Below are 19,149 nucleotides of genomic sequence, written 5' to 3' on the forward strand. Positions count from 1 at the left end.
AGCTCCTTCATGATCCGTGCCTCATGATCTGGCCCAGGGCCGTGCTGGTCATCGCGGCGTCGTTTGCCCCCGTTGCATCCACACCGTCTTCGCCTGCATCCGAGTCCTCGTGCGCCAGGTCGGTGGCGATCAGGTCCGCGGCCGCGGCGCCCAACGGCTGCGCGGCCATCCAGTCGCCCATCCAGTCCGTCTCCTTGGCCCATTGCTCGCTGGTGCGGTAGCGGTTGCGCATGTCGCTGGCCACCTTCTTGAGCGACTCGGGAACGAACGGATCGTTGGTGGAGTCCGCCAGCGGGATGCGAATCTTGAAGCGTCGGTTTCCCTCCAGCAGCGCGAACGCCTGGCCCTGCGGCAGGCTGAGAAGGTCGGCCGCCTCGATCATCGCCACCTTGGTGGTGGTCACGATGTCGTCGTTGCGGGACGTGAAGTCCACGCCCGTGCCCTGCGCCGCCGTGTCGGTGACGCCGGACATGGGCGTGAGGTGCACGACCTCCACTTGCGGCACCTGCTCGGCCAGCAGGTTGGCCGTGGTGACCGAACGCACCCGCAGCATCACCAGGTGATTGAAGTTGTCCAGGATCTGCCCGGCCTTGGCCTTGTCGCCCACGCGCGCCTCGATGTCGAACATCGACTGCGTGTAGGCCGTGATTCGAAAGCCCGACCCGCCCAGCTTGTTGACCATGGGTACGAATTCGGGGCCTGCGATCTCATTGACCTCATCGAAATGGCAGCACACGGTGGGCAGTTGCAGCTTGCCATCCGGGTGGTGCGGATCGAGCCCGGTCTTGTAGAGCTTGCCGCCCACGCTCACGAGGTCGGCCAGCATGGAATTGCCCACGGCCGAGGACACCACCGAGTCGGACAGGGCATCCAGGCCCACATAGACGATGCCGCCCTGGCGCATGACGGTCATCCAGTCGAAGACCGGCCGCTTGTCGCTGGCATCGAAGTAGTCCGGGGAGATCAGCTTGCCCACGGCTCCGGTGGTAAGTTTTTCCAGGAACGGCCCGAGGCTGGCGATGATCTTCTCGTAGAATGATCGCTCGTAGCTGAACGCGGCAGCCAAGCCTCGCAATACCGTGTCCTCGACCTTGGAGTCCCTGATCCAGAGGAACATCGCCACCAGATCGGGCGTGCGGTCGGCCAGGCTGCGCGGCACGGCCGGCCCACCCTTGGTGCCCACGACCGCTTCGAGGGCGGCAACGCGCTTTTCCCAGTCGGTGTGCTGCCCTTGCGCCGCCAGGCGCGTGAAGATCATGCGGGCGTAGTCCATGAACAGCCCGTCGATGCCGGTCACATCTTTGAGCAGCGTCTCGTAGGTCGGCACGCGCCCGAGCGCCACCTGGGCCTGCGCCACGATGTTGGTGAAGCGCCAGGAGAACTCTTTGAACGCGGCCGAGTTGCCGGAGGACGGCAGGGCATTGGTCGCGCGCGTGGCCACCTCGGTGATGCGCGCGAAATTGCCGATACCGTTGTATCGCGCGGAAATCTCGGGGTAGCCCAGATGGAACAGGTAGAACTGGTCCAGCCGGCCTGCGCGGGCGGCTTCCGCGTACAGACGCAGCATGAGTTCCGCATCGCCCTTGGGATCGATCACGATGGTCACGTGGCCGGCGTGGATGTCCTGGGTGGCGAACATTTCCAGCATGCGCGTCTTGCCCACGCGCGTGGTGCCCATGACGATCATGTGGCCGGAGCGCGAGGACTGGCGCATCTTGACGGGGCCTTCCTGCAGCGCACCCACGCCGTGCAGGATGGGCGAGCCGCCCAGGTCGGGATGGGAGCGCAGAGGATTGAACCAGGCCTCGCTGGACAGCGCGCCCGCCAGGGCACGCACCAGGATTGTGGGTTGGGAAGGGTGGGAAGGCCGGCCCAACTGGGAGGGCTGCGTGTGCAGCTTGGCCTGGAGTTCGGCATTGAGCTTCGTGCCCCAGCGGCGCCGGGCGATCTCGGAGGCGCTGGGTTTGACGAACGGCTCCGCTTCCGTGCGCGTGGCATCCCGCTTGCGCTGGGTGTGCAGTTGCGTCCACTCGAAGCCCTCGCCCAGGTAGTACTCGTCCTTGCCCACCGGAATCTTGGAGGGCGAGATGCGCGTGACCTTGTAGTACTTCATGAAGTGCTGGTAGCGCAGGATCTGCAGCGCCTGGCGCAGGCGCTGGTAGCCGAACGCGAAGGCGATCACTGCCGCCACCCAGCCCAGCAGGGGCGGCATCATGAGCGCCCAAGGCGCGACGACCGCCACCAGGGCCACGCCCCAGGCCATGGCCACGCTCCACAACTCGATGGGCGGGCGCAGCAGCGCCTCCAGGACCGCGTGGTTCTTCATGGCGTGCCTTTCCCGAGATCGTCATCGGCCCCGTCGAAGATGATCTGGCGTGCCCGGCCATCGAGGTCGATGAAGACCGGATAGACCGTTATGCCGGCCGCGCGCATGCGGGACTCCAGCCATGGGCTCTGCGCGGGCGCCACCGGCACGCCGGCTGCGGTGCGCTGCAGCGCCTTGAACTCGTCCTCGCTGCCGGCTGCGACGACCACCACCGAGGCGCCGAGCGCGCGCAGACGGTCCTGATGCAGATGCAGCCACTGCAGCGATGCCCAGTCGGTGCCCATCACCGCGATGGGTTGGGTCATCCAGCGGGCGTTGAACACGGAGATGCCCTCGATCGCCAGCACGCCCTGGCGCAGGCTGGAGCGCAGCGGAAACGTCATGCCCTGCATCACGCCTTGCTGGTCCTCGCCGCCCACGATCGCGGCGAGGTAGGGTGCCACCGGCACGGTGGCATCGCTGCCATGGATCTGTTGCAGTGCAGGCTGGCCGGCGTTCGCAGCAGCGGTCCACATCACTGCAGAAGCCAAAAGCATTGCATCAAGCCTGCGCATGCGAGCCTCCCAAGGCCAGACGTGGAGCGCTCTGCAGCAGAGCGGCCACGGGCACGCCCATGCGCCCCAGTCGCTGGAGCACCTGATCGGCATAGCGCGCGCCGCGCGAGAGGGTCTCGCGGGTGTTGTCCGAGCCCGTGTGATAGAGCGCGATGGCGCGGCGCCAGTTGCCGCCTGCCTCGAAGTGCCCGCGCAGGATCTGCGCGCCCACGGCGAGGTTGGGGTAGGGATCGAGGGCGCGCTCGGGCTGCTGGAGCTTGTCGCCATGCCAGTGCCAGTTGACCTGCATCGCACCGATGTCGATGTTGGTCACGCGGCGGGCGATGAAGCCCTTGAGCGCGGCCAGCGTCTCGGGGTAGTCGGCGTAGCGCAGTCCCTGGCCCCGCACGCACAGCGTCCAGGGGTAGGGCAGGGTGCGCTCGCCGAACTTGAGCTTGGATTCCTGCAGGGCGACGCCGAAGAGCAGCCAGGGCGGCACGCCCATGCGCGCTGCGGTGACCGCGTAGGCCTTCGGCGGGTGACTCTGCACCATGGATGCGGGGCGGATGTCCGGGCGCATGTCGTTCAGCACGGGATCGATGCGGCGCGTCGGCGCAGCCACCCCGCGGGAGATCTGCGGCAGTGGCGCGCCCGTCGGCTCGATCCGCTTCACGTCCTCGGGGCGGTAGGGCAGCCATGGGCCGATGGGTTCTGCGCCCAGCACGCAAGCGGGCATGCCTGCCAGCAAGCCCAGCACCATGGGACGGCGTTGCAGCATCGTCTGCATCAGCGGGCCTTCGACGCCTTCGGCGTGCCGGTGCCGGGCAACGTATCGACCACCAGGGAGCGCGGCACATTGAGCATGTCCGCCGCGCCGATGGGTGCGGCCACCTTGGCCTGGCCGCTGAAGTCCATGACAGGCTCATTGGGATACATCCGGGCCATGGCCTCCGTGAAGGCGGCATTCCAGGCGAGCGAGCGCTCCACGTCCGCGTGGAAGGTGCGCGCGAACATCTCTGCGTATTTGCGGCGCTCCGCATCGCTGCGGGCATGGATGCCCAATGCCTCGACGGGCGAGAGGTTCTCCACGGAGAACGACTTGCGAGGGCCCTGCAGCAGCACCTTGGCGCGCAGCATCTCCTCGCTTGAGAGGCCCCAGATGGAGGCGATGAGCTGGTCGTTCTCGTCCAGCACCGTGCCCGCACGGTCGGCGCCGCCGCGCTGGCTGGTCACCTCCTGCGTGCGCTGCTGCTGTGTCTTTGGCTGTGCGACGGCGGGCGCTGCAGCACCCAGCGTGATCAGGAAGGCGAGGGACCAATGAACGATGGCAGCACGCGAATGGATCACCAGCATGTCACTGACCCTCCACGGACAGCTGGACCAGACGGCCCTGGCCCACGTCGAACGTGGCGCGGCGCGCGGCCACGTCGATGGATTTGAGGATGATGCCGTTGTAGGAGTCGCCCTGTTGCAGCACCCGCACGCGCTGGTCGGCGGTCTCTCCGGTGCCAACGACGATGGAAGGACGCCCGTCCCAAATGTCCACCGACAGCAACTGGCCGGCGAGCTTCGGAGCCTCTGGCGGAGCAGCGGCGGCAGGCTTGGCGGCTGGAGCGCGGGGCCGGACCAGTTGGCGTGTGCCCGGAACGGCGGCAGCGGCGGTAGGCGGTGCCTGGTTCGCAGTGCGCTGCGTCAGCAGCGTTTCGATGCGGGCGAGCTGGGACTCCAGGCGATCCAGGCGCTGATCCTGGGCGTCGGTGGGTGCCGCCGCGCCGGCATCAACGGTGCCGGGTCTCGGCATGCTGGCCAAAGTAGGTGCGACGTCGATCGCGGGCAGTTCCGGATGCGTCGGCTCCGGCAAGGCCTGCGGCACCACCGCGCTCGCGGTCGCCATTGAGGCCGATGCCGGCGGCGGCGGCGCCGCGGCGAGGCTGGCCGCAGTCGAGACCGGATCGGCCTGGGCTACATCAGCCGTGGCCGCAGGTTCGGCCGGCTGGGCCAGTGCGGCCGGCTGGGCCGGTTCGGGCGCCAGCGGGACATCCGAGCGCATCCAGCGGCCGTAAGCCGTCCAGGCGATCAGGGTCAGCAGCAGGACCAGGATCCCGGTGGTCGCCTTGCCGAATGGTCGGCGCCGGCGAGCACTGGCATCCGCTGGCGCTTGCGGGTCATCTGCCAGCGGCATCGCAGCGGTGTCTGGGTGCCATGCCCTGGCGGCATCCTGGCCATCGATCGGCTGGCCGTCCTGACGATGCACGTCGTCCTGGTGGTCCAGCAGGAGGTCGATCTCGTGATCCCGATGGGCGCGCTGGCCAGGATCTTGCGCCGTGTCGCGGGCCATGTGCGGTTCAACGTGCTGCTGCATCGCGGGTCTCCTGCGCAGTGGTCGGTGCGGTGTTGCGTGTAGCGTCGAGCGGCGTTCCCGTCAACGACTGAGCATCTCGGTCGGGCACGGGCTTCGTGATCGCACCGACCGAAGCCGCGGTGGTGCTGGCCTGCGTCAGTTGCGCATAGGCAGGCGTCACGGTGAACCAGAGACGTCTTTGCACCGGATCGTGGTGCCACTGCCAGGTGGTGCCCAAAAGGAGATCCAGGATGTCCTGTACCCGGTAGGGGCCCAGAACGCGCTGCGACTCGGGCAGCGGCAGCATCAGGAAGCGAGCCGCTTCGGGCGAGAGCGCCGCGACGTCCACCATCTGCCAACCCGTGCGCAGGAGCGTGTGGCGCACGGCATCGCCCACGGTACGCACCTGCTGGCGCGGGAACGTGATGGTGGCGAACACGGCGAGCGGGTCGCTGGCGCTTGCCACCGGCACCGCCTGCTGCGTGCTGTAGCGGCCGGTGCGCACCGATCCATCGCCCACTGCCTGCGCCTGGGCCGGCATCGCCAGCCAGCCAAGCACTCCCATCGCCGTGCCCATCACCGCAACCCGTGCCGCTGCACTTGCCGCCTTTGCGTGCGCCTGCCCCATGAATCCACCACCTGTAGAGAAAACGCCCGCAAGCCAAGAGACTGCGGGCCAAAGACGTCACCCATCCGGGCAAACGTCGCCAATGGCCGGCAGTGTCTTTTTTGTAGGTAGTGGCCTCAAGCCGAAACCCTCCGCTACGTGGCGGACGGTTTACGCTTGACGGGCGTTCCGCACAGTGGTAGGCAATAAAAGCTGCGGAATTCCGTGAAATACCGCAGGTGAAAGGCGCATGCAGGAGAAAGGCGCCCCCCGAGGGCGGGGGCCTACGGGCAAAGGGTTTCCTACTGGAGCAAGGGGCGTATCCAAAGGGCGTGCGTCCTCCTAAATCGTCGGACGCACGAAAGGGCCTACGGGGACAGGGGAAAGGGCTTTTACGGGCGATGAGTCATGGGTCGGCGGCGGGGCGCCTGCCCATGATCCCGAAATACCCTGCGACAGCCCGGGCAGCACGGCAGTTATGCAGTTTGCGAGCGGTGAGTGAAAGGGCTTGCGAGGCCTGCCGAGTTGGAGGCCGTCATGTATTATTTGTATGTTGTATATAAATACTACATACAACATGTGCGAGTTTCAGCCATACGCCGTAGAGGTGGGCCAGCCTATCGCCGACTGATCGGGCCACCGTCGAATTGCATAAGGACCAAGCGTCGGGACCTCTGCCTCAGCTCTGGCCAGCAGCACTGTCGCAGCAGAAAGAAAAAAGCCCGCACGAGGCGGGCCAAAGGGGTGGAGTAATCTGTTTCAGTGCCAGAGCTTGGCGATGGTGGCGAACAGCCCGACTGCCGCGAACATGCCGCAGATACACCATTTGATGATTTCAGCATTAGCCTGGGATCTGAGCAAAAAAAGCTTGCAGCAGCCCAGCATCCATTGCTTTCTTTGAGGCAGTCCGCAGCTAAATCACTCGCCATGGACTTCGCGACGGAGCGAATGAGTTCCGCATCTTCGTGAAGTCATTGCTCAACTCCCATAGCATGCTCTTTTTCATCAAGGATTATAGCCGTGGGACAATGCATTTCAGCACAGAAAAAATCGTTTTCAGGAACCGGGTCTCCACCGCGTTCGAGTGATGCCTCGACATCACCGGGGCGCCCGACTCAAGCATCAACCTCCATGAATCGGGGAGCGCTTGATGGATTGCGCAATAGAAGCACGCCCGCCTCTAGCGAAGAGAGCGTCAAGGTTTCTCACCACCGCCTGGGACGCCGCTTTAACATGCAAACGCTTGTAATGGTTCCCAAAGAAATGTACCAGTCGGAACGGAACCACCAGAATTCCCCCATTAAGAACAGGAACAATTCAATCTATCCTCCCTGCGTTCGCATCGACACACCCGCGAATTCAGTGCCTCATCGCTACAGTTTTGAACTCCATAAAGGCGTGACGGTGAAAGTCGCAGGCTTCAACGGTACGGTGCCCAATACGGAAAGTACAAGACACCTGTACAGCACTGGAACCAGTCAGCCAAACCAGCTCGTGGTTACTGACAATATGACAGCATGTATTGCTGTAGCTTGCGCTTCAGAGAATTTTGACCCATACACTGGAAATTCCCTGCCAGGCGCAAAAGTGCGCGTGTTTCATTTGCTTCCATTTGTGCATGATGAATTGATGCCAGACGAAGTTCTTGCATCCATTCGCGATTACATTGAGGAAATCAAACAGCAGGGCCTAACGATGCGGGTCGCCATGCATGGCGGTGATGCAGATGGCGGCATCTCAACTGGCACGGCAAGAGCACTGCAATTTCTTTTTGCACAGCAAAACGTACCAATTGAATTTGACGAGACCTGCGAAAACCGCCTGACAAATACTCCGCTTGGCGCGGTGATTCGAGATGATCATTCTGTGCAGTTTGTGACACAGATCGTGGCGGTGTAAGACTGAGCATAAACACGAATGAGAAATCAACGCTCCCGCCCTGGCGTAATCTGGATCGTCCCCACACCCGTCGCTCGCCGAGGCGAGAGCCAGTGCACCCACAGTCCCCGCATCCAGGCGATCGCATACAGCACGCACACCACGAAGATGCCCCACTGGCTGGCTTTCCAGGCGGCATAGAACCAGAAGGGCTGGCCCAGCATCCCGAAGATGCAAGCCCATCGTGCCTGCGCTGGATCACGCGACTGCGAGAGCCAGGCAGCGGCCGCGCCCATAATGGCGATGGCGATCTGGTCCATGGCAATCAGTCCAGCCGGACTTCGAAGTAGCCTTCCTCGGCCTCGCCTTGCAACTCAGCGAAGCCGGCCTGGCGCGCTGCCGCAGCCGCCTTCGCCCAGCGGTTGATCGTCGCCAGGGCCCGAGTGCGGGCTTCGGGCGAAGCATCATCGTCCTCCTGCTCCTGAATGCGTTGCACGGATGCGAGGGTGTCCACGACGCCCTCCGGTCCACCAAGCAGGCGTTCCAGTGAGCGGGCGTAGGCGGCCTCAGCCGCAATGCGCTCGCTCGCAGGCAGGGTGGGGCAGTCGCGCAGTGCAACCGTGTATCGGGTTTCGATGGCGTTCATGGCGCTCTCCAATGACTGTATGAAACACCAGTATATCGATACCGCCTTTCGGCGGGGTCCCAATTTCAGGTCTCGATCAGTGCCGGCGCAAGAATCTTGCGATGCAGGGGACTGACATGCCGCCACTGCATGCCCACGCCTTCCACCCAGGCATCCAGTAGTTCCGGGGTTACGTCCTGGTCGGCGCGCATCTGCGCGGCCACCTCGGCGATGGCTTGCTGATAGCCACGCCGGTAACTGCCCTCCAACTGCGTGTCGGCGGGACCAATGTCCGCCCCAGGACGCATCGCACCACCCAACAAGCCGGCCAAGTCCAGACGATTCAATCTCATAGAAAACTCCCTTTTGTAGTTTGTAGAACCCGGTCGATCACGAGGTTCTGCCGACCTCGTTCGCACGGGCGATGGCAAGTATCACATCCCGTGCAATGCGTCGCGGAGCAGCTGGCAGATTGAGGAATGCCTCCACTGCGGTTCGGTCGTCAGGTGCCATGGGTCGTGGCGAGTTGGATGGTTTGACCGAAGGGCTTTTGGCCCCATGCATGAGTTCGTGCACCGGCACTCCCAACCAATCGGAAAGCGCCTGCAGCTTGGGGTAGCTGGGAATGGTCTCTCCCATCAACCAGCGGCGCACGCCATGCAGCGTGATCGGCTTGTCGGCCGGGCGCCGGCTGTTGAACTCGCGCTGTAGCACGGCGGGCTTGGCCGCATAGCCAGCGTTTTCCATCGCCTGTCGCAGTGTTTGAGCGAACTGCTGCTTCATGTCAGGCGACTGTTTCATGGTCGGCATTCATTCCCTTTCTTTGTTTCATGCATGCTTAGCAGAACCGGACCGGCCAAGCAAGCGTAAACCCTCCGCGACATCGCGCAGGGTTCTCGCTGGCCTGCCTGGCCCGTTGTCAATACAGTGCTGCGCCATCATGGAAGAAGCACTGGACCCAGAATTCTCGCCGCCCAGCCCTGCGCGGCAACCGCGACTGAGGGCGCAGCACAGCAACCCCGCCCCCAACGCGGGATGGCCGCACTCCGGCCGCGATGCGCTGGATCACGCCCACGCGGTCTACGCGATCGTGCAGCATCTGTCCTCGCTGGGCCTGGCCAACTGGACATCAAGGCTGCTGCAATGGCTGGGCCGCTACGACGGGCTGGAGCGCCACCTAGAGGACTGGCAAGCACCCAACATCTGCGTTCGCGACGTGTTGCTCCGGCATGTCTGCCGCATCCCCGGTGAAGCTGCCGCAAGTTTGGATGTTCGGGTGGCCCACGCCCGCCGGCTTGCCATCGTGCAGGATCTGCTAACCCTGGACTTGGTACGCGTGCGCGCCTGGTGGGGCAATGAACACCGGCCCGAGGCATCCGCTTGCTTGTGGAGTCCGCTGGAGCAATGCTGGCTGGACTTCATCGAGATGCCGCATGTGGACGAGGACTGGCTTTGCGTCGATGACAGTCGGCCGGCATCCAAGCCATGGCTTGAGCAACTGTCGCGCTACCTGCTGGCGCCCGCATGAAGCGATCGCTCGAATGGCTTCGCAGCCGGTGGGTGGATGCAGGCCTGATGCTTGGGCGTCAGGGCGTGCCCGCTCGTGCAACCCTTCCCGCCGCGGCACCCACACCGTCCACACCCAGCCCACCCAACACGCCGCGACGCATCGCGGTGGAGGGCTCGGAGCAGGGGTGGCTGCGCCTGCTGCCCGCCGATGAGCTGCTGGTGTGCGTGAACGCGGACAAGGCCATGCAGGACATGTGGCGCCAGTCGCGCCTGGCGCACAGCGTGTGGCAGCGCGATCTGCTGCCCGCGATCCACCGCTACGCAGAGATGGTGCAGCTGATGCCGGCGTCCGAGGCCCATCACCACGCGCATGTGGGCGGGCTGCTGGCCCACACCCTGGAGATGCTCCTGGCGGCCATGACCTGGCGCAACGGGCACTTCCTGCCCGAGGGCGCCCCCATCGAGCAGATCGACGCGGAGCGCGACGAGTGGACCTACGTGGTGTTCTTCGCTGCGCTGCTGCACGACATCGCCAAGCCCATGACGGATCTGCGCGTGACCTGGCGCACGCCCGGGGCGACGGAGCGCACCCGGTGGAATCCGATCGGGGGACCGATGACGCGGATCGAGCCGGGCAGGGCGGCAGAGTACCTCGTGGAGTTCGCCCCCAAATCCGCAAGGGACTATGGCGCGCATTCGCGCCTGGCGGTCACGCTGCTGGGCCAGATCGCACCGGCCACGGCGGTGACGTTTCTCGCGCGCCGGCCGCACACGCTGGAGGCGCTGACCCGCTTCCTTTCGGGGACGAAGGATGGGCTGGTGGCGAGCATCGTCGGCCGCGCCGATCAGGCATCGACCCAGCGGGCTTTGCTGCACGGCAGCCGGGCGCGGTTCACCACCAGCAATGCGATCCCGCTCATCGACCTGCTGATGAATGCGGTCAAGGCCATGCTGCGCGCGGGCACCGCGCTGCCGCTGAACCGCTCGGGCGCGGCGGGCTGGGTGCATGACGGCTCGATGTGGTTCGTGGCCAAGCGCCTTGCCGATGGCGTGCGCACCTGGATCAAGGACCATGCCCCCGAGGAAGCCGTACCGGGCGAGGCCAAGAACGACCGGCTGTTCGACACCTGGCAGGAGTACGGCTGCATCGAGGTGAATCCGCACAGCGGCCAGGCGATCTGGTACGTGACGGTGCAGGGTCAGGCCCAGGATGCAGCAGGCAATGCCGACAGTGCGACAGACCCGCAGGAAGCTGCCGCAACGCCTCAGGACAAGGCTGCAGCAGGCTACAGCCACTCGCTGACCATGCTGAGGTTTCCATTGGCCAAGCTCTATGACGATCCGAGCCAGTACCCCCAGCCGATGGCCGGCCGCATCGTGGTGCGGGACAAACGCAAGGATGAAGCAGCAGGAGAGGGCGACCAGGAGGATGGGGCAGGGCAGGTGTCGGTGCAGCAGGGCGCCGAAAGCGCTGATGCAGCGCGTGCATCGAGGCAAGCCGGCAAGGATGCGGCATCCCACGCCCAGGAGGCTGGAGCAAACCGCAACAAGTCCAAGGCTGCGGCAACTTCTCAAAAGCCCAACGAGAACCAGCTCAAGGCCCCAGCGTTCAACCGGCCCAAGCCCAAGCCTGCAGCAGGATCGAACGGCAATGCGCAGGAGATTGCGGCAGATCCTGCAGCGGCCACACAGGCAACTGCGCCAGCACCAGCTGCTGCCGTACCAACCAAACCGCCTGCACAGGCGAAAGCACCCCAACGCCCAGAGCCCACATTCCCGCCCTTGGATGATGTGATCCGCATCGGGGGCAAGGACGATGGCTTCGACGTCGATGATGGATGGCTGGACGAGGACGACGACGTGCGCACCGCCGCGCCCGCGCCTGTGCGTTCCAGCACGCCGGCAGCGCTGTCCAGGCCACCGCCGGTGGCGCCCAAGAATGCGCCAACGCCGAACGGCAAGAAAGCACCTGCAGCGCCTGCACCGGAACAGCCCGCGCCCAAATCAAAGGCTGCATCAACGTCGAAGGTGCCCGCAGCGGCACCGACGCCGGCGTCCCCGCGTGACACGGCACCATCGACGGCCACGCCCCCGCAGCGGCCCGAGGCCGGCTTCGTGCGTCCGCTGTTCGGCTCGGCCCCTGAGACTTCGGCGCGCACTCAGCCCACGCCCGTGGTCCTGGCGCCGCACCTGCCCGAGCTGCCGCACGAAGCTGCCGCCCGCAAGGTCGAGCCCAGCGAGGTCGCCATCGCCTTCATGCGCTGGCTGCAAAACGGCTTGGCAAGCCGCGAGATCAAGCACAACGAGACCGGCGCCGCCGTGCATTTTGTGGAAGAAGGCATGGCGCTGGTGTCGCCGCTGATCTTCAAACTCTACGCCCGAGAGACCGGGCCCGCCGATCAAGCCGACGCAACGGGCCTGCAGGTGCAGCGCGAGGTCATCAAGGCCGGCTGGCACCGCATGACCTCGGGCCAGGGCAAGGGCCGCGTGAACATTTTGCGCTACCAGGTCATGGGCCGTGGCGGCGCCAGCGTCGGACGGCTCGCTGCCGTCGTCCTGTCCGAACCCGACCGCTGGGTCGTGCCGGTGCCGCCACCGAACCCGGTACTCAAGCTGGAGTGATCAACCATCACACACCGAGTCAGTTTGAAGTCAGAAAAGAATCGTCTGGACACAAAGCCGGCAGTTCGACGATTGACACGGCTAGCTGGATGCACCTACAGTCCACACCGTGCGATTCAGCGGAGGAGTTGGTCGTAATTGCATCATTTGCATCTATCTGTCGGGATATTGATCCCATTTTTTAATATCTACTGACTAGATACGATGGATATTATGTAAAATTACTAAAACATGATGCTTGCGTGATCTGCTTTGAGTCTCACCATGCCACGCCCGCCTTGCATTAAGCTGAGCAAGCCCCTGCATCTGCACCATCCGCAGTTTGCTTGACCACAACGATATGGAGACAAGCCATGCGCATTTCACATCCGGCGGTACTCAGCCGCCGTCGCCTCGTCCTCTCGGGCTCTGCCGCAGCCGTTTCGCTTCTGCCATGGCGTATCGGGAGTGCCCAATCCACCTGGCCTACGAAACCACTACGACTGGTGGTCCCATTTGCGCCCGGCGGCAGCTCCGAAATCGTAGCCCGCGCGGTCGCTGCAGAAATGTCCAAGACCATCGGTCAGAACGTATTCGTGGACAACAAGCCGGGCGCTGCAGGAAACATCGCCATGCAGGAAGTCGCCAACAGTACCGATGAGCACACTTTGATCCTGGGCCACATCGGCACGTTGGCGGTGAACCCCTACATCTTTCCGAAACTGGCATACGACGCCAACCGCGACTTTGCTCCCATCACGCTGGTATCCAAAGTGCCGAGCTTGTACGTGGTGCATCCGGACCTGCCGATCAAAAGTCTGTCGGAGTTCATTGCTTACGCAAAAGCCCGCCCTGGCCAGCTCAATTACGGTTCGGCGGGAAATGGCAGCGCTGGCCATCTGGCATTCGAGTATTTGAAGATGGTGACCGACACGTTCATGTTGCACGTGCCTTATCGGGGAACGGGCCCCATGCTCACCGACCTGATGGCCGGACGTCTGCAGGCTGCAGCCGTGGGCGCACCTGCCCTGCTGCCTTTCATCAAGGCCGGGAAATTGCGCTGCATTGCCACGGGGACTGCACAACGGCTTCCCCAATTGCCGGATGTGCCCACGGTGGCTGAACAGGGGTTCAAAGGCTTCGAAATGACCCAGTGGTACGGGCTGATGGCTCCCAGCAAATGGCCCAAGGCCCATCTGGCGAAACTGGAAACCGAGGCCGTCAAGGCAGCGCGAAGCTCTCTGGTCAAGGAGAAGCTGTCTCAGGAAACGGCTTTGGCGGTTGGAAACACCAGTGCGGAATTCGACGCCTTCATCAAATCAGAACAGGCGCGCTGGAAACCCGTCATTGCGCGCGCCCAGATCAAACCCGAAGGAATGGGCTGAAGATCAGCTAAGCACGGCGAAAAAAAGGCCACTGACTCGTGTCGATCGAGAAATCGCTGGACTCTTCATCGCCACGAAACTCAAGGCGATTGAGGAAGGGGTCCAAAACGACTGCCGTGAAGCCTCCAGGATCGAGTTGCAGCAATTCGATGGACACGCCTTGGTGTACCCAGCGCTCGCACAGCGAGAGAAAGTCGCCCTTCAGGAAGATGCTGCACAGCGATGACGGCTGGAGCGCGTTGATTTTTTCAACGTGTTCCACGAACTTGAGTTGCAAACGCACCAAGCCGTCTTCTGCCACCCAAAACTCGCTATAGCTTCTTTTGAACCCGAGGTCTTTCTCGTAGAAATTTCGCGCTCTTTCTTCGCCATGCCGCGGTATGGGCACATGGATCCACGTGGCGATGTACTCGTTGGAAAAAGAAGAACCCATTCAGCATCCCAATTTGGATTTCGGCCGGCCGCTCACAGGCGCCGCTGCTCGCGCGGCAGCAATGGCCGCCGCATTCCCTCTCGCTGGTTTGACGCCAAGATCCGTCAAAGCCTGTTTCTCCGCGAGATAAAAAGAGCTTCGATTTTCTGCGCCATCGGCCCCGATATCGATGAATTTATAACCTTCTGCATGGCGATCATTGATCCAGTCAATATTGCCTTGCACGGCCTTGCGCTCCCATTCGTAGGAACTCATGGCTTCCGTGGAGGCGCCACTGGAACGGATGACTCCAGGCCAGTCCTTCTTGATCGTTCTGAACTCGTGTCCCGACAGCCGCGGGTTGTCTCTCATCGCCTTGGCATAGGCCTCCACCGCGCCCTGACCCTCGCCGATGATGACGTACTTTTCCAGGCCCCAAGGGTCGGTCCACCGCAATGGATTGTCCGCATAGAGATGCAGATGGCTGCCGCCCGCCAGTCCGATGGGGTCGGCGCTGATGAAGCGCCCGATGTCCGGGTCGTAGAAGCGGAACGTGTTGTAGTGCAGCCCCGTGTCCCGGTCCAAATACTGGCCCTGCAGCCGCAGGTTCTGCTCGATCGCCTCGCCCCGGCCGTGCGCCTGCGCCTCGGGGATGGCGCTGCCGTCGATGCGCACCGCCTCCCACTGCTCCTTGAGCGCCCCGCCCCAGGTGCGGTAGCTGGCGCGCCAGCGCACCTGGCCCTCGGGGTCGGTCAGTTCCTCCGGCACGCCGGAGGGGTCGGCATGGAAGTAGTAGATCTGCGCGCTGTCCGGCGCCTCTTCGCGTGGCGCGGCCTGTTCCCAGGCCCGCCCCGTGACTGGCACAGCCGTCTGCGCAGCTTCGGCCACCCTGCCCCCTTGCGCATCGATGCGCGCCAGCGGCACATAGCCGCCCGGCTCATACACATAGCTGGTCACCCGCGTCCCGCGGCGCTCTTCGATCAGCCGCATCCCCTCCCACACGAACTCCGTCACCCCGAATGCGTCCTCGCTCGCCACCCGCCGCCCCAGCGCGTCGTAACGGTAGCGCGTGACCTGCCGCGTGGCCTCGGCCGTGCCCGGGCGGCGCACCGTGGTCACGGCCACCAGTTGGTCCTCCGCATCCCACTCGAAGTGCTGAAGCGTGTGCCGCCCGCTCTTTTTCTGAATCAGGCGGCCCAGGCCGTCGTAGGCGTAGCGCTTGTCCTCGTACACGCGCACGAGGTTGTCGCGCAGGTAGCCGCGCGAACCGGCGCCCGCCGGCCCCGCTCCCACCCCATGACTTGCCTGCGAGTCCATCAGGTTGCCGGCGGGGTCATAGTCGAAACGCTCCTGCGTCCGCTCGGTGCCTGATGCGCCCGATGCATTCGGCGCGCCCTGCCCGGCCCCCGGCCCCAGGCGCAAGGCCTGCAGCACCCGCCCGGTGCCGTCGTACTGGAAGCTGCTGCGCCCCTTGTGGCTGTGAACGCTGTCGCGCAGTTCGCCCGCCGCGTCGTAGCGGTATTGCTTGAGCAGGCCGGTGGCATGGCTGGGGCCGTGCTCGGCCAATTCCACCTGCTGCTGATGCCACTCGCGCTCCCAGCCCGCCGCCTGCAGGCCCGCATCCGAGCGCGTCCAGCTGCCAACGCGCCGTCCGAGCGGATCGAGCAGATAGCGCGTGCCCAGGCTGCCCTGGCTGCGGTGAACTTCGCGGTGCAGCGCATCGCGCTCGAAGTCGGCGATCAGCCGGTTCGCCTCGCTCGCCGGCAAGGTAGTCAAGTCATCGCCTTCTTCTCTTGCAGCTTCGGCGGCCTCTTCAACTTCTTCTGCCGTCAGCGATTCCCGCAGACCGAGGTCGATGCGGTGCAAGTGCCCCGAGCCGTAGCGCAGGTAGTTCAGGCTGCGCTGCAGCACCCGGCCGCCTGGCCGGGCGACGGCAGGCAGTTCGGTGCGCGTGCGGTGCCCGAGTGCGTCGTGCGCATGGCGCAGGCGGTGGGTGTGCCCGGTGACCGCATCCGTGGCGTGCTCGGCCACCAGATGGCCCACGGCGTCGTATTCGAAGCGCACGGTGTGCAGCAGTGCTTCCCGAGCGGGCCCTTGGTGGCCATGTTCGCCCTCTCCTGCTCCCACCACACGCAGGCGCGCGGCCTCCACCACGCGTCCCGCGGCATCGTGCCGGTAGCGCAGGATCTGGCCCTGGCAGCGCTTTTCTATGAGGCGCCCGAGCGCGTCGCGCACGAGCTCGGTGCGCCGCACAGGCATGGCGCTCCGCGCTTTGGCGCCTTGTGCCAAGGTGCCTTCGGCGGCCTGGGCTTCGATGTCCCCGAACACGTCATCGCCCCCGCCCGCGTGGTGGGTAATGGCGCTGACCTGGCCGTCAGGGTCGTATTCGAGCGCGATGCGCGTGCCGTCCACGCGCACTTCTTCGATGAGCCGGTCGCCCGCGTCGTAGCCGAAGCGGTAGCTGGCGCCGTTTTCTGTCGTGAACTCGGCCATGCGGTGCGCCGCGTCGTAGCGCACGCCGCTTTGCCGCCCCTCGGCGTCCACGCGCCACAGGCGCTGGCCCCGCGTGTTGTAGCCATAGCGCGTGGCGCGCGAGAGTGCATCGGTGTGCTGCAAGAGGCGCCCGGCGTTGTCGTGCGCGAAGGTCTGGCTGCTGCCGTCGGGCAGGGCCACGGACACGAGGCGCCCGCGCGCATCGAAGGTGCTGCGGGTGACCTGCCCGAGCGCGTCGGTGACACGTTGCAACTGCCCATGCCCGTCGTAGGCGTAGTGGGTGCTTTGCCCGGAGCAGTCGGTGTGGCGCATGAGCAGCGCGCGCTCGTTCCACACGAGGGTGCTGCGCCCGCCCCGCGCGTCGGTGATCTGCACGGGCAGGCCGCTGGCGTCCCAGGCGGTCTCGGTGGTGCGGCCGTCCGGCGTGGTTTCGGTGGTGGGCAGGCCACGGTCGTCGTATTCCCAGCGCCAAGTGGCGCCGTCGGGCCCGGTCACGCGCAGGGGCACGAACCAGCGGCTGTCCCACAGCGTGCGCGTAAGGTGGCCCAGCGGGTCGATGACACCGATCTGCAGGGCGTTCTCGTCGTACTGGAAGGTGATGGTGGCGCCGCTGGGCCGGGTGCAGGCGAGCAGTTCGCGCCGCTCGCTCCAGCACAGCTGCCAGGTGTGGCCCAGGGGGTTCTGGTATCGGGTGAGGTTGTGATGGCGGTCCCAGCGCCAGCTCTGGCAGCGGCCCAGCTGGTCGGTGGCGGTCGTTTCGCCGCCGCCGGATTGCGCCCCCCCGTTCGCAATGACGTCCTCGCCGGTTAGGGTGTAGGCGATGTCGTAGGTTTCGCCGTCCTCGGTCCAGTGGCGCACGACGCGGCAGTCGCGCAGGCGCTGGCCCTGGGGGCCGCGCGCGCCGTCCTGGCGCTCGGGGCCGCTGGCCTGTGCGGCGCTCTCCCAGGCGTAGTGGCCTGCAAAGCCGCCGGCATCAACCTGCAGGACCATGAGTCGTTCGGTATAGGCGAAGCGCCGGGTGAGGCTGCGCGTGCGGTCGAGCACTTCGATGAGCTGGCCGGGCGCGGGGTCTTCGGGCGAATGATCGGGGCCCTGGCGATCCTGATGGGGACTCTCGGCCGCATAGCGGTAGCTGGCCAGCAGGCCCAGTTGCTCGCCGGGGGCGGCCTGCACCAGTTGAATGGACTGCACTTGGCGGGACTGGCCCGCGTAGTCCAGCCGCAGCACGCGCCCCAGGTGGTCGGTGAGGCCCGCCAGGCGCCGCGCGCGGTCGTAGCGCAACGCGATCCAGTGCCCGAAACGGTCGCGCAGGCGCAGGAGCTTGAGGACATGGGTGCCGGGCTCTTCGGGCGCCGGGCCGAATTGCTCGTGGATGTGGTCGAGGCCGCTGACTTCGAAGTGCCCTCCGGCAGTGCACCCGACGATGAAGCCCTCGCCGGTATTGAAGAGGGCGTTGCCTGGCTCGACCCAGGGCAGCTCGATGTGCCGCCCCTGCGGATTGACGTAAACGAGGCGTCCGGCCTGGCCGCTGCCGGGCGCTGGGCGCACGACATGCAGTTCGATGTCGTAGGGCACGCTCCAGCCCTCGCCGTGCACGGTGTTCTGACGGTGATCGTGGTTGCTGTAAAAGCGCCGCCATTCGATGGGCAACGGCCCGGGGAGCACGAAGTCGGTATCACGGCTGCCGTCCAGGACCTTACCGCCCGTCGCGGGATGCACGGGATAGCCGATCAGGGACCGGAACCCGCGCCCCAGCCACTCGCCGGCCATGCCGACGACGGCGCCCATGGCCAGGCACCCCACTCGCCCCAGGAAGTTGCCGCGCCCCATGGCCAGGCCGACACCGATCTCCAGCGCGGTCTCCCACCACAGTTTGTCGTCGGCGACGTTGAGGTAGGCGGTCTTGTTGCCGCCGAAAAAGACGGTGTCCGCGCCGGTGGCGATCTGCGCGGCGCACATGAGCTTGTCGCCCTTGCGCGCAGCGGGAAAAGTTTCGATGAAAACGCTGTCTGTGCCCTCGGCGATGAAGTTGGGGTTGGGTGAGGAGTGCTTGGTGCAGGCGGTGAAGTCGGCGACGGCCCGCATGGCCAGGCGTTTTTCGATGAGCACGGTGCCCGCTCCCTGCATGCCCAGCTTGCCCGTGATCTCCAGCTCACCGATGTCCTCGGTCATCTCCTGGATCTTCTTTTCCTTGTAGCTGCTCCAGCCAGTCGCCCCTCCGATGAAGCCGGCCAGCAGGCCGCACGCCAGGATCGCCCCGCAGCCCATGGTGGCCACCGATACCCCGGCCAACAGCGCAACCGCCCCTGCCACCAACAAGGTCTCCACCATCCCCGACGCCAGCCGCAATCCCACCCGCGCCAGCCTCGACCACACCGACACGTGCCCGATGTCGTCGCCCAGCCTCGCCGCCGCCAGTCCGCCCATGTTTTGTCTCCA

The 19,149-nt window shown here is 65.2% G+C and carries 16 protein-coding genes; 4 read left to right on the forward strand and 12 right to left on the reverse strand.

What is annotated here, in order from left to right; all coding sequences use genetic code 11:
• Positions 1 to 7: 7 nt before the first annotated feature.
• From traD to pilL2, 6 genes are read right to left on the reverse strand one after another with little or no spacing between them, the layout of a single operon-like run.
• The gene (gene traD / locus AVTE2539_RS25095) at positions 8 to 2,326 is read right to left on the reverse strand and encodes a type IV conjugative transfer system coupling protein TraD (protein ID WP_284414903.1); all 2,319 of its coding nucleotides are present in this window, start codon (positions 2,324 to 2,326) and stop codon (positions 8 to 10) included.
• A complete protein-coding gene (locus tag AVTE2539_RS25100) occupies positions 2,323 to 2,862 on the reverse strand; it encodes a DUF2859 domain-containing protein (RefSeq protein WP_284414905.1) in 540 nt (179 codons plus the stop codon). Before AVTE2539_RS25100 ends, traD begins: the two co-directional genes overlap by 4 nt.
• Before the next feature lie 4 nt (positions 2,863 to 2,866).
• A complete protein-coding gene (locus tag AVTE2539_RS25105; protein ID WP_284414907.1) occupies positions 2,867 to 3,646 on the reverse strand; it encodes a transglycosylase SLT domain-containing protein in 780 nt (259 codons plus the stop codon).
• The gene (locus tag AVTE2539_RS25110) at positions 3,646 to 4,212 is read right to left on the reverse strand and encodes a hypothetical protein (protein ID WP_284414910.1); all 567 of its coding nucleotides are present in this window, start codon (positions 4,210 to 4,212) and stop codon (positions 3,646 to 3,648) included. The genes AVTE2539_RS25105 and AVTE2539_RS25110 overlap by 1 nt, the downstream gene beginning before the upstream one ends.
• A gap of 1 nt (position 4,213) precedes the next feature.
• Positions 4,214 to 5,221, reverse strand: a complete 1,008-nt coding sequence (locus AVTE2539_RS25115; protein ID WP_284414912.1) for a hypothetical protein — start codon at positions 5,219 to 5,221, stop codon at positions 4,214 to 4,216.
• Positions 5,205 to 5,765, reverse strand: a complete 561-nt coding sequence (gene pilL2, locus AVTE2539_RS25120) for a PFGI-1 class ICE element type IV pilus protein PilL2 (RefSeq protein WP_284414916.1) — start codon at positions 5,763 to 5,765, stop codon at positions 5,205 to 5,207. Before pilL2 ends, AVTE2539_RS25115 begins: the two co-directional genes overlap by 17 nt.
• A 1,173-nt stretch (positions 5,766 to 6,938) precedes the next feature.
• On the opposite strand from pilL2, the gene xopAF reads away from it, so the two are divergent.
• Positions 6,939 to 7,706, forward strand: a complete 768-nt coding sequence (gene xopAF / locus AVTE2539_RS25125; protein WP_284414918.1) for a XopAF/AvrXv3 family type III secretion system effector — start codon at positions 6,939 to 6,941, stop codon at positions 7,704 to 7,706.
• A 26-nt stretch (positions 7,707 to 7,732) separates the two neighbouring features.
• On the opposite strand, the gene AVTE2539_RS25130 is transcribed toward xopAF, so the two are convergent.
• The 4 genes from AVTE2539_RS25130 to AVTE2539_RS25145 all read right to left on the reverse strand — a co-directional run bounded on the left by AVTE2539_RS25130 (position 7,733) and on the right by AVTE2539_RS25145 (position 9,093).
• Entirely contained in the window at positions 7,733 to 8,011 is a 279-nt protein-coding gene (locus AVTE2539_RS25130; RefSeq protein WP_284414981.1) for a hypothetical protein, read from the reverse strand.
• Positions 8,011 to 8,331 (reverse strand): hypothetical protein, encoded by a 321-nt coding sequence (locus tag AVTE2539_RS25135; RefSeq protein WP_284414920.1) that lies wholly within the window; start codon positions 8,329 to 8,331, stop codon positions 8,011 to 8,013. Before AVTE2539_RS25135 ends, AVTE2539_RS25130 begins: the two co-directional genes overlap by 1 nt.
• A 65-nt stretch (positions 8,332 to 8,396) precedes the next feature.
• Positions 8,397 to 8,663, reverse strand: a complete 267-nt coding sequence (locus AVTE2539_RS25140) for a hypothetical protein (protein ID WP_284414922.1) — start codon at positions 8,661 to 8,663, stop codon at positions 8,397 to 8,399.
• A 37-nt stretch (positions 8,664 to 8,700) separates the two neighbouring features.
• Positions 8,701 to 9,093: an XRE family transcriptional regulator gene (locus AVTE2539_RS25145; RefSeq protein ID WP_284414924.1), complete on the reverse strand. Its 393-nt coding sequence runs from the start codon at positions 9,091 to 9,093 to the stop codon at positions 8,701 to 8,703.
• A gap of 157 nt (positions 9,094 to 9,250) precedes the next feature.
• Here AVTE2539_RS25145 and AVTE2539_RS25150 point away from each other — a divergent pair, with 157 nt between their 5' ends.
• The 3 genes from AVTE2539_RS25150 to AVTE2539_RS25160 all read left to right on the forward strand — a co-directional run bounded on the left by AVTE2539_RS25150 (position 9,251) and on the right by AVTE2539_RS25160 (position 13,805).
• Positions 9,251 to 9,838 (forward strand): hypothetical protein, encoded by a 588-nt coding sequence (locus AVTE2539_RS25150; RefSeq protein WP_284414926.1) that lies wholly within the window; start codon positions 9,251 to 9,253, stop codon positions 9,836 to 9,838.
• Positions 9,835 to 12,441 carry a MobH family relaxase gene (gene mobH, locus AVTE2539_RS25155; protein ID WP_284414928.1) on the forward strand — a complete coding sequence of 869 codons (2,607 nt, stop codon included), beginning with the start codon at positions 9,835 to 9,837 and terminating at the stop codon, positions 12,439 to 12,441. The genes AVTE2539_RS25150 and mobH overlap by 4 nt, the downstream gene beginning before the upstream one ends.
• A 353-nt stretch (positions 12,442 to 12,794) precedes the next feature.
• The gene (locus AVTE2539_RS25160) at positions 12,795 to 13,805 is read left to right on the forward strand and encodes a Bug family tripartite tricarboxylate transporter substrate binding protein (protein ID WP_284414930.1); all 1,011 of its coding nucleotides are present in this window, start codon (positions 12,795 to 12,797) and stop codon (positions 13,803 to 13,805) included.
• 7 nt (positions 13,806 to 13,812) lie between these two features.
• Here the strand turns inward: AVTE2539_RS25160 and AVTE2539_RS25165 are convergent, their stop codons facing one another.
• The gene (locus AVTE2539_RS25165; protein WP_284414932.1) at positions 13,813 to 14,238 is read right to left on the reverse strand and encodes a hypothetical protein; all 426 of its coding nucleotides are present in this window, start codon (positions 14,236 to 14,238) and stop codon (positions 13,813 to 13,815) included.
• Positions 14,239 to 19,137 carry an RHS repeat-associated core domain-containing protein gene (locus tag AVTE2539_RS25170; RefSeq protein ID WP_284414934.1) on the reverse strand — a complete coding sequence of 1,633 codons (4,899 nt, stop codon included), beginning with the start codon at positions 19,135 to 19,137 and terminating at the stop codon, positions 14,239 to 14,241.
• Between the last annotated feature and the right edge of the window lie 12 nt (positions 19,138 to 19,149).

The organism is Acidovorax sp. SUPP2539, assembly GCF_030158975.1.
In the GTDB taxonomy this organism is placed as follows: Bacteria; Pseudomonadota; Gammaproteobacteria; order Burkholderiales; family Burkholderiaceae_C; genus Paracidovorax.